Source organism: Streptomyces sp. NPDC001903 (genome assembly GCF_042891345.1).
GTDB lineage: Bacteria > Actinomycetota > Actinomycetes > Streptomycetales > Streptomycetaceae > Streptomyces.
In genome coordinates, this window is the sequence record NZ_JBIASZ010000026.1 from 96374 (window position 1) to 105884 (window position 9511).

At 72.5% G+C, this 9511-nt stretch carries 10 protein-coding genes; 5 read left to right on the forward strand and 5 right to left on the reverse strand.

Annotated elements, in window-relative coordinates:
- The first annotated feature begins 84 nt into the window (after window positions 1-84).
- Together ACFYZS_RS37025 and ACFYZS_RS37030 are read left to right on the forward strand one after the other, a co-directional pair.
- Window positions 85-375 (forward strand): hypothetical protein, encoded by a 291-nt coding sequence (locus tag ACFYZS_RS37025; RefSeq protein ID WP_389022874.1) that lies wholly within the window; start codon window positions 85-87, stop codon window positions 373-375.
- Between the two features lie 25 nt (window positions 376-400).
- Window positions 401-1114: a lipase family protein gene (locus ACFYZS_RS37030; RefSeq protein WP_389022877.1), complete on the forward strand. Its 714-nt coding sequence runs from the start codon at window positions 401-403 to the stop codon at window positions 1112-1114.
- A gap of 4 nt (window positions 1115-1118) precedes the next feature.
- Here ACFYZS_RS37030 and ACFYZS_RS37035 read toward each other — a convergent pair whose 3' ends face one another.
- Window positions 1119-1478, reverse strand: a complete 360-nt coding sequence (locus ACFYZS_RS37035) for a DUF6204 family protein (protein WP_389022880.1) — start codon at window positions 1476-1478, stop codon at window positions 1119-1121.
- 459 nt (window positions 1479-1937) lie between these two features.
- Here ACFYZS_RS37035 and ACFYZS_RS37040 point away from each other — a divergent pair, with 459 nt between their 5' ends.
- Together ACFYZS_RS37040 and ACFYZS_RS37045 are read left to right on the forward strand one after the other, a co-directional pair.
- Window positions 1938-2954 carry a hypothetical protein gene (locus tag ACFYZS_RS37040; protein WP_389022884.1) on the forward strand — a complete coding sequence of 339 codons (1017 nt, stop codon included), beginning with the start codon at window positions 1938-1940 and terminating at the stop codon, window positions 2952-2954.
- Window positions 2951-3721 carry an Ig-like domain-containing protein gene (locus ACFYZS_RS37045; protein WP_389022887.1) on the forward strand — a complete coding sequence of 257 codons (771 nt, stop codon included), beginning with the start codon at window positions 2951-2953 and terminating at the stop codon, window positions 3719-3721. The genes ACFYZS_RS37040 and ACFYZS_RS37045 overlap by 4 nt, the downstream gene beginning before the upstream one ends.
- A gap of 63 nt (window positions 3722-3784) precedes the next feature.
- Here the strand turns inward: ACFYZS_RS37045 and ACFYZS_RS37050 are convergent, their stop codons facing one another.
- The 4 genes from ACFYZS_RS37050 to ACFYZS_RS37065 all read right to left on the reverse strand — a co-directional run bounded on the left by ACFYZS_RS37050 (window position 3785) and on the right by ACFYZS_RS37065 (window position 8794).
- Window positions 3785-4672 carry a pirin family protein gene (locus ACFYZS_RS37050; RefSeq protein ID WP_389022890.1) on the reverse strand — a complete coding sequence of 296 codons (888 nt, stop codon included), beginning with the start codon at window positions 4670-4672 and terminating at the stop codon, window positions 3785-3787.
- Between the two features lie 105 nt (window positions 4673-4777).
- Window positions 4778-5428, reverse strand: a complete 651-nt coding sequence (locus ACFYZS_RS37055) for a hypothetical protein (RefSeq protein ID WP_389022893.1) — start codon at window positions 5426-5428, stop codon at window positions 4778-4780.
- A gap of 137 nt (window positions 5429-5565) precedes the next feature.
- On the reverse strand, window positions 5566-7644 hold the full coding sequence (locus ACFYZS_RS37060) for an RICIN domain-containing protein (protein ID WP_389022895.1): 2079 nt from the start codon (window positions 7642-7644) through the stop codon (window positions 5566-5568).
- Window positions 7645-7906: 262 nt separating this feature from the next.
- Window positions 7907-8794, reverse strand: coding sequence for an EamA family transporter (locus tag ACFYZS_RS37065; protein ID WP_389022898.1), 888 nt, complete (start codon window positions 8792-8794; stop codon window positions 7907-7909).
- A 39-nt stretch (window positions 8795-8833) separates the two neighbouring features.
- Here ACFYZS_RS37065 and ACFYZS_RS37070 point away from each other — a divergent pair, with 39 nt between their 5' ends.
- Window positions 8834-9382, forward strand: coding sequence for a MarR family winged helix-turn-helix transcriptional regulator (locus ACFYZS_RS37070; RefSeq protein ID WP_389022900.1), 549 nt, complete (start codon window positions 8834-8836; stop codon window positions 9380-9382).
- Window positions 9383-9511: the final 129 nt, after the last annotated feature.

The following is a 9511-nucleotide window of genomic DNA, read 5'->3' on the forward strand; positions in this document are numbered from 1 at the left end:
TGCGTGCTGTCCTGTCCCCGTGGACAGGGGCCGCCACGGGGCGGCGGGGAGGGGCCTGCCCCCGCACGCGAGGAGTGACCTGCCATGGCGATCCTGATGCACGCCACCGTCCCGGGCATCACGGCGGAGCAGTACGACGCCCTCCACGCGGAGCTCCTGTCGATCCCCGGGGTGTTCGACGGCTGCCTCTCCCACGTCTGCGTCGTGAGCCCCGAAGGCCTGGACATCTACGACATGTGGGAGAGCGAGCTGCACATGAACGTCTTCGCGGAGAAGCTGATGCCCGTCGTCGAGGCCCAGGGCTGGCAGAGCACGGGCGGCCGCCCCGAGGTGTTCCGCGTCCACAACTACGGCTTCCCCGGCGCCCAGGGCTAGGAGCCGCGCGGGGGACGCCGTTCGGGTGAACACCGCGCGCGCCGGGGGCTTCGGCCGGGTGCGCCACCACCGGACCCGGTTCACGCCGCCGTTCCCGCTCGAAGACACCCAGGCCTTCACGATGGCCTCCGACCGGATGGTCGTCGTCGCGTTCCGGGGCACCGAGCCCGCCCAGCCGAAGGACTGGCTCTCCGACGCCACCACGCCGCCGTGGCCCGGACCTGCCGCGACCGGGTACGTCCACTACGGCTTCGCCCAGGCCCTGCAGTCCGTCTTCCCCGAGGTCGCGCAGGGGATCGCCGAACTCCGCGACAGCGGACAGGCCGTCTTCATCTGCGGACACGGCCTCGGCGGCGCGCCGGCCATGCCCACCGGGGCCCGCCTGCACCTCGAAGCCCCGAGGCTGCGGGCCGACGGCGTCTACACGTACGGCCGGCCGCGCACCTGCGACCGGATGCCGGCCAAGGCGTACGACACCGCCTTCGGCAAGCGCATGCACCGCTTCGTCAACAACAACGACATCGTGCCGCAGCTCCCGCCGGAGCCGGCCTTCCACCACGTCGACACCCTGCGCCACATCGACGCGGACGGCAGGCTCCGCGCGTCGATGCCGCCGGCGGCGGCCCTCGCCGACCGGGCCAAGGGGTTCACCGCCGATCTCCTCGCCCCCGCCGGCGACGGGGTGAAGGACCACTCGATGCAGCGCTACATCGGCGCCCTGGAGAAGAACCTCCCCTGACGGATCAGGCGTCGCCGCGGGCGGCCGCCTGGCGCTGGCGCTTGCTCAGCGGGGCCAGCGAGAGGTCCTGGGCGCGGGACGTGAGGCGCTTGAAGCCGTAGCCGCGCTCGGTGAGCCAGCTCTCGGCGGCGAGCTCGGCGCGGGCGGTCGCGTCGAGGATGTCCTCCTCGGCCTCGCCCGAGTCGAGGAAGCGGAAGGTGAAGAACGGGCCGACGGCGATGTCGTACGAGAGGTGGCCCTCGGCGGTGTACGCCGAGCGCATGACGTCGTGCTCCGGCGCGGCGGCGAGCAGCTCCGCCCGCTGCTCGCCGCCGAGGCCGTCGAAGGAGCCGCGAACGGTGATCCGGAAGGTGCGAGTACTCATCCCGGCAGCCTAGGCAGCGGAGACCCGCCGGCGCACCGGGATTTCCGCCGGGGCCGCCGGGAGCGGCGCGGGCCGTCGCCGCTCCGCCCTCTCCGGAGCTACTGGAAAGTCACATCGGAGCCCGTGCGGGCACGCATTTCACTCTTGCGCATCTGCCAGTTCATCGAGCGAAATACCTGGGTAGATGCCGGGCCCGAGGGCTGTTAGAGTCCGCATGCGCGACTCCGAGACGAGGGTGGCGATATGGCCGATCCGCATGCCCTGATCTGCCTCTGAGCGGCGTACATCCGCCAGGCGGACAGCAGTTGTGATGCCGTGGCACGTCCGCACCGACGACGTCGGCGCCCCCGTCACCCCGGGGCGCGGCCGTCGTGCGCACCACACCTCCGTGAAGTCCGGTCTCTCACACCGGAGGCCGGCCATGCCGCCTTCATCGCTTATCAGATGGGGAGAACACAAGTGAACACGGGACTTCTGCGGCGCCATGCCGCAGTCAAGGCACTGGTCGTGGGCGCCGCACTGGCCCTGGCCGTGCCGGGCACCGCCTACGCGAACACCGTGAGCGTCACCGTGAAGACCCCCGGGGCCACAGCCGGACCCGGGTCGACCTTCTCCGAGATCTCCACCCACGCGGACTGCAGCAGTGGCCTGATCTCCGGAGGCGGGATCAACCAGGCCATCGGCACCGGCACTTCGTCCAACGGCAACAAGGTCAACGGCACCTCGCCGAGCCCCGACGGCAGCACCGAGTACCTCGGCACGACCGGGGTCGTCGGCACGGACGTGACGCACTGGCTCGGCATCGGCGGCAGCGGCGGAGCGGTCAACGCCTCGTTCTCCAGCACCCCGTACGCGATGTGCTTCACGAGCAACCTGATCAACCACACCCAGGTGGTCATGAACAAGATCGCCGGGCCCACCACCAGCGGAACGGTGGGCCTGGTCGTCGCCACGTGCCCGGCCAACACCCGACTGCTCGGCGGCGGCGCCCGGATCACACCGGCCAGCGTCGGCAGCCTCAAGCCGATCGCGAGCTTCCCCACCTTCAACAACGCAGGACACGACTTCGGCCAGAAGGCGGCCGCCGACGGCGAGACCAACCCCGACTCCTGGGCGGCGGTCGGCTGGAACGGCGGCGGTGGCAACAGCAACAACACCACGTACGCCTACGCCATCTGCAGCGGCAACAACATCACGCCCACGGCGCGGGCAGCCCCAACTCCGCCCAGGGCGGCCCGGGCACGCCCGGCGGCGACACCGACCCTAACACCGGCCTGCCCAACCCGGGCAGCGGCGGCCCGGGCGGCAACGGAGGCCGTGGGGGCAACGGCGGAGGCGGGGGCGGCGGCGGCTACTTCGCCGGCGCGGGCGGCTCCGGCGGCGGGAACCCCGGCAACCTCTACGGCGCGGGCGGCGGCGGGGGCAGCAGCTTCGCGGCGCCCTCCGCGACCGACGTCTCCCTCCTGCGGGGCGTGAACCACGGCGACGGCAAGGCCGTCGTCTCCTTCCGGTACGGGACGACGCTCTCGCTCGCCGCGGACACGGCCACGCCGCTGTTCGGCCACACGGTCGCGCTCACGGCCTCCGTCGGCTCGTCGAACCCCGCCGCGGGAACCCCGGGCGGGACGGTCACCTTCTCCGACGGGACGAAGCAGCTGGCGACGGTGGCGCTGACCGGCGGCCGCGCCGAGTTCCGCACCGGTGCGCTGCGACCCGGGGCGCACCCGGTGACCGCCACCTACAGCGGCGATCCGGCGTACGCGGAGAGCGTCACGACGGGAGCCACCGAGGTCACCGTCGGCTTCAGCCGTCCGTGCATCACGAACGCCCACCGCGGCCCGCTGACCGTGGCCGGCGGAGAGTCGCGCTGCATCGCACCCGGCGGCAGCCAGACCGGTCCGGTCACGGTTCGCTCCGGCGGAGCGCTGGCCGTGACGGGAGCCGGGATCACCGGCCCCGTCTCCGCCGACGGGGCGCTCGCCGTCGCGGTGTGCGGCTCGCAGCTCACCGGGCCGGTCGCCATCGGCAGGACCGGCGGACCGGTGCTGATCGGCTCGGACGACGCCGCGATCGACTGCGCGGGCAACACGATCCGGGGTCCGGTGACTCTGAACGCCAACACCGGAGGCGTCGAGGTCGGAGCCAACACGTTCATCGGCCCGCTGAGCTGCGCGGCGAATGCTCCGGCACCGCACCTGAGCGGCAACGGTGTGGAGGGCCCGCGCTCGGGCCAGTGCCGATAGCGGATGGCCGATGGCCGGCAGCCGTCGGTCGGAGCAGGGTCGCCCGCGCCGGGCGGCCCTGCCTCAGAGGTCGATGTCGATGTGCCCCATCAGGCCGTTCTGGTAGTCCATCTGGGCCTGGTGGATCTCGGCGGCGGTGTTCATGACGAACGGCCCGGTGCGCGCCACGGGTTCGCCGAGCGGCTCCCCGGCCAGGACCAGTACCTCGGCCGCCCCGTCCGGGGCCTCGACCGTGAACCGCTCCGCGTCCCGGCCGAGGAGGGCGAGGTGGCCGTCGGGGAGCCGGGCGTCGGGGGTGGCGGCGGTCCCGGACAGTACGTACAGCATCGCGTTGTGCCCGGCCGGGACGGTGAACCCGGCGCGGCCGCCGGCCGCGAGGCGGGCGTGTACGACGAGCACCGGAGCGTGGGTCTCGAACGGTCCCCGCACCCCGTGGGTGCGGCCGCTGATCACCGTGAGCTCGGCGCCGCCGTCCTCGGTGACGACCCGGGGGATGTCCCCCGGGGCGCGCCCGTACCGGACGCGCGGCGGCGCCGCCTTGAGCCGGGCCGGCAGGTTCAGCCAGATCTGGAGCAGGTGCTGCGGGCCGCCGTCGGCGAGGAGCCCGGGGGCGGGGCGGGTGTGGTGGACCAGGCCCGACCCGGCCGTCAGCCACTGCACCTCGCCGGGGTGCATGACCCGCCCGTGCCCCGCGGAGTCGATGTCCTCCACCGCGCCCTCGATGACGTACTGGATGGTCTCGAATCCGCGGTGCGGGTGCGGCGGGGCGCCCTTGGCCTCGCCCGGCCCGAGCACGTGCGGGCCGACCTGCTCCACCATCAGGAACGGGTCGGCCAGCGGCAGCTCCGGCTGCGGGAAGGGGCGCCGTACGGGGAACCCCTCGCCCTCGAAGGTGTGGAAGGGGCGGACGACGCGGAGGGTGGAGCGTACGGCGGCGGTGGTGAGGTGCATGCGCCGAATGAACGGCACGGCGAATTCCACTGTCAACGCGAAGCCGTTCGACTGTCAGGTCGTACCGCCGGCTTCGGCCACCGCTCCTCCCAGCCGCCCGGGACGTCAGCGCCTGCGGGCCCGCGAACGGCGCAGCAGCACGCCGCCGGCGGCGCCGGCCAGGGCGATCAGGACCACCCCCGCCGTGGTCCACCAGACGGTACGGTCCTCGTCCCCGCTCTCACCGGCCGCGGCCGGGTCCGCCGACGCGGAGGACGCCGGTGCGCCGGACGCGCCGGAGGGGGCGGGCGGGGCGGAGGCGGACGGGGCCGCGGCGGACGGTGCGGCCGCGCTCGGCGTGGCCGCCGACGGCGCCGGGTCGACCACCGGAACGGCGATCTCCTTCTCGCCGTGTCCCAGCGACGGGAACCCCACGTCGACGGTCACCTTCCAGGTGCCGGGCGGCAGCACCTCGGCCGTGCTCCAGCCGGTGCGCGATCCGGCGTCGCGGACCAGCCGCCAGGGCCCCATCGTCCGGGAGCCGTCGGGGCTGGCCGAGTTCACCGTGGCGGCGACCGCCTCGTCGATGGCGTCCCCGTCGTTCTCCCAGGTGATCTCGGTGGTGACATGGCCTTCCCGCTGCCCGGTGACCACGACCTTGACGGTGTCGCCGTGGGCCTGGGCCTCGATGGGTAGGGCCACGGCCAGGGCCTGGGCGAGGAACAGGAACAGGAAGCCGAGTCCGCTGCGGACCGGGAAAGAGGGACGTGTACGCATCGTTGGGTGCTCCTGGTGCGGTGGGATGCGAGGTGCTGCGCTGCGGGAGTGAGCCGCGGTGCGGGAGATGAGGGGGCCGGTGTACGGCCGCGCGGGGCGGCCGTACACCGGCGGACGGCAGGGGAGGTCCCGAAGGGTCAGCCGACCTTCTGGACCGTCCACACCTGCGCCGCGCGGCCGTCCGCGCGCTGGAGGTCGAGCAGCCAGGCGCCGTAGTACGGGCGGCTGCTCACGGTCAGGGCGTACCCGCCGCTCGCGTCGGTGACGCTCACACCGCCGCCGCGGGACGACAGCTTCCACTGCTGCGCGGAGTTGCCGCCGCAGGGCTGCTGCGCGATCCACATGCCGGCGGCCGGGGCGCCGCCCGTCTGCAGGCACTTGCCGGAGACGGCGGACTTGATGCGGACGAGGCCGCCGCCCGCGTCCTCGAAGAGCCACTGCTGCTGGGCGTAGCCGTTGGCGCGTCCTCCGACGAGCACGGTGCCGTCGGCGCTGCGGCCGCCCCAGAGCTCGGCGTTCATGCCGGTGCTGCCGTTGCCGAGCGTGTAGCGGGTACCGGGGGTGGTGGTACCGCCGCCCGCACCCGTCGTACGGAAGGCCGTGGTCGGGCCGGCTCCGCTGTCACGGCCGGAGGCGTCGCGGACCGAGACGGCGACCTTGTACTCCGTGCCGGGCTGGAGGTTGTAGATGCGCAGGGCCTGGGACTGGACCCAGGTCAGGTGCTTGCCGTTCAGCAGGACCTGGTACCACGCGGCCCCGTCGACCTTCGGCCAGCTCACCACGACGGAGTTGGACTGGATCTGGGCCGCCGTCACCTTGGGGCCGCCCGTGGGCTTCTTGGTCGGCGTCGGGGTGGGCTTGTTGGTGGGGCTCGGCGTGGGCTTCGGGTTCGGGTCGGGGTTGGTGCCCCCGCCGCCGCCGTTGGCCTTCATCAGGAACTGGTTGTTCGCGATGTTCCAGTGCGTGGCGAGGTAGCTGCCCGCCTTGGGGTTGGTGTGGAAGTAGTCGTCGTGGTTGCAGTCCAGGATGTTCTCGGCGGCCTGGTTGGTGCACACGTTGCGCATCTGCGGGTAGTACGGGGTGTCCGAGTAGCACATGACGTCCCACTCGTCCGTGCAGTGGGCGCCGCGGCTGGTGTTGGGGGCGCTGTTGTTCACCGCGCCGAGGTTGTGGCCGAGTTCGTGGGCCGCGGTGTGGCCGCCCCAGCAGCCGGAGTCCGTACGGCCGTACGAGGGGCCGAAGTTGCTCTGGTTGTCCTGGCCGGGCCGCTCGTCGCCCGCGAAGGTGCCGATGCCGCAGTAGACCTGGGTGTCCGCGAAGATCATGTACTTGCGGTCGCGGCGGTCGAGGCCCTTTCCGGCGAGCGCGTTGTTGGTCGCGCTGAACTCGGAGAGCGCGGAGGCCGGGAGCTCGATGTTGAGCACCGTCGGCGTGCAGTCCGCGGCCGTGACGAAGCGGATGTGGCGGATGCCGCCGGTCTCCTGGGCGCTCGTCGAGTAGATGAGGTCGGCGTCGGCCGCCCACTTGCGGAACGAGGCGACGTACTCGGAGTACCGGTCGCGGTCGGAGCCGTGGACGTACACGACCTGGACGCGGTTGCCGGTGCTGCCGTCGCCGTCGCACTGGACGGTCTGGCCGGCGGGGCCGGCGGCGACGGCCTGGCTGCCGGAGCCGGCCGTGGCGGGCGAGGGCGCCGCGGCGGGGGCGGACTTGGCGGAGGAGGCGTCGGCGGCGGGCGCGTCCTGAGGACGCCCGCTGCCTTCGGCCGCGGCCGCATCACCGGACTCGGGCTTCGCCGGGTCGGCGGCCGGGGCCTTCGTCTTGACGACGGGGGCCACGTCGGCCTTGATGTCCACGTCCTTGGGCGGGGCGTCGGGGCCGTGCGTGCAGAGCCCGGCCTCCGTGCGGTAGACGCCGACGCAACGGTCGCCCTTCGGAGCGGCCTTGAGGCCGTCGAAGACCATGCCCTTGGCGGTCTCGTTGGCGGGCTCGCCCACGATGGGCGCCGGCTCCGCGTCGCGGGCCGGTGCGGCGGCCGGGGTGAGGTTCTCCGCGGCCGCGTCGGCCAGGGCGGTCCCCGCCTGGGCGTTGTCACCCAGTCCGGAGTAGGCGATGCCGCCCGCTATCACCGCCGCCGTGGCCATGGCGGCGGTGAGGAGTATCAACCGGCGCGGTTTGCGCCGGTGTTCGCGCTGCTTCCTGCGATGTCTAGTCATGCGCACCTCAAATCCTTGGTCGGAGGAGTGGGTGCGCGGAAGCCTGCCAGACCGGCGCGGTGGAGAATTCGGACAAACGGGAATGGGACCCGAGATATCAGACTGTTACCTGCTGGCCGGATTTGATGAACAGTCAACTTGCTTTGAAAATACGCGAGTTACGCGCGTAGGGCACTATTGGTCCAGGCCATTTCAAGGATCTCGTTATCAAATCGAGATATGGACTCAACCCTTATTGACGGTAATTCAGTCGGGGATTCACCTAATTACTACCTGCCGAATTCCTCCCGTCACGAGCGGTGAGGAATCCTCCCCTCCGCCCCAGGAGGATGCCCGTCAGAGTCAGCAGGAGGCCGCAGATCTGTCGGAGTGTGAGCGTTTCTCCGGCGATCGCCGTGCCCAACAGCACGCCCGTGACCGGGTTCAGCAGCCCGAGCAGGCCGACCGTCGCGGCCGGCAGCCGCCGCAGGCCCGTGAACCACGCGGCGAAGGCGACAGCCGTCGCGACGACCGCGACGTAGGCGAATCCGGCCAGCTCGGAGGCATCCAGCGCCGGCGGAGCTCCCTCCACGGCAGCGGCGAACGGCAGCAGCAGGAGCCCGCCGCCCAGCAGCTGCCACGCCGTCGACGCGAGGACGTCGACCTCCGTGCTCCACCTCTTGGCCAGGACGTAGCCGAACGAGGACATCGCCATCGCGGCCACGGAGGCCAGTACGCCGACCGCGTCCATCGGTACGGCCCCGGTGAGCAGCATCAGCGACACCCCGGCCACGCCGAGGCCGGCGCCCGCCAGCTGGCGCGGCCCCGGCCGCTCGGCGATCAGGACCCAGGCGAACAGCATCATCACCAGCGGCGCCGTCGCCATGACGGTCGAGGCCGCGCTGGTCGGCAGCCGCTGCGCGGCGACGTAGATCAGCGCGAAGAACGCGCTCATGTTGAGGAAGCCGAGCAGCAGGGACTTCCACCACCAGGATCCCCGGGGCCGCATCCGGCAGGCGGTCAGGAGCAGCAGGCCCGCGGGCAGGGCCCGCAGGGCCGCGCCGTACAGCGGGTGGCCGGCGGGCAGGAACTCGCGGGTGACGTAGTAGTTCGTGCCCCACGCTATCGGTGCGATCGCCGTGACCAGCGACCACCGGAGATTTGCTTCCATGGAAGATATAATACCTTCCATGGAAGCTATACTGGCCGGGTGAACCAGGAACCGTACGAAGCCCAGGCGGGACCGCGGGCAGGGGCGCCCGCCGACCACGTCGCCCGCATCCAGGCCGAGTGGGCCCGCGAGCGCCCGGACCTCGACGTCACCCCGCAGGGCGTGATCGGACGGCTGCACCGGCTCGGGCTGCTCCTGACGGACCGGCTCTGCCTGGTCTACCGCCGCTACGGCCTGAGCGAGGGGGAGTTCGACGTACTGGCCGCCCTGCGCCGCGCGGGAGCGCCGTACGAGCGGGCCCCCGGCGAGCTGGCCGTGCACACCATGGTCACGACGGGCGCGATGACCAAGCGGATCGACCGGCTCGAACGGGACGGCCTCGTCGCGCGCCGCCGCTCGGCCGCCGACGGCCGCGGGCGCGTGGTCGCCCTCACCCCGGCGGGGCGCGAGCTGATCGACCGCGCGTTCGCCGAGCACATGGAGAACGAGCGGAGCCTGCTCGACGGCCTGACCGCGCAGCAGGCGGCCGAGCTGGAGGCGCTCCTCACCACCTGGCTGGCCCGGATCGAGCCCCCGCCCACGTCCTGACGCACAAAGCGACACCCCCTAGGGGGTGTCGTCGAAGTCCCTTCTGGCCGGCGGGGTCTGGCACGCGCGCTCGCGGCGTTGTCGTCGGTCGACGACGCGAGCGTCGCCTCTCTCCTCCGCCTTGCGATC

What these genes read in the sequence shown, in the direction of transcription:
- ACFYZS_RS37025 (WP_389022874.1), top strand. Translation starts at nt 85, where the DNA reads ATGGCGATCCTGATGCACGCCACCGTCCCGGGCATCACGGCGGAGCAG.
- ACFYZS_RS37035 (WP_389022880.1), bottom strand. Translation starts at nt 1,478, where the DNA reads ATGAGTACTCGCACCTTCCGGATCACCGTTCGCGGCTCCTTCGACGGC.
- ACFYZS_RS37050 (WP_389022890.1), bottom strand. Translation starts at nt 4,672, where the DNA reads ATGCACCTCACCACCGCCGCCGTACGCTCCACCCTCCGCGTCGTCCGC.
- ACFYZS_RS37055 (WP_389022893.1), bottom strand. Translation starts at nt 5,428, where the DNA reads ATGCGTACACGTCCCTCTTTCCCGGTCCGCAGCGGACTCGGCTTCCTG.
- ACFYZS_RS37060 (WP_389022895.1), bottom strand. Translation starts at nt 7,644, where the DNA reads ATGACTAGACATCGCAGGAAGCAGCGCGAACACCGGCGCAAACCGCGC.
- ACFYZS_RS37065 (WP_389022898.1), bottom strand. Translation starts at nt 8,794, where the DNA reads ATGGAAGCAAATCTCCGGTGGTCGCTGGTCACGGCGATCGCACCGATA.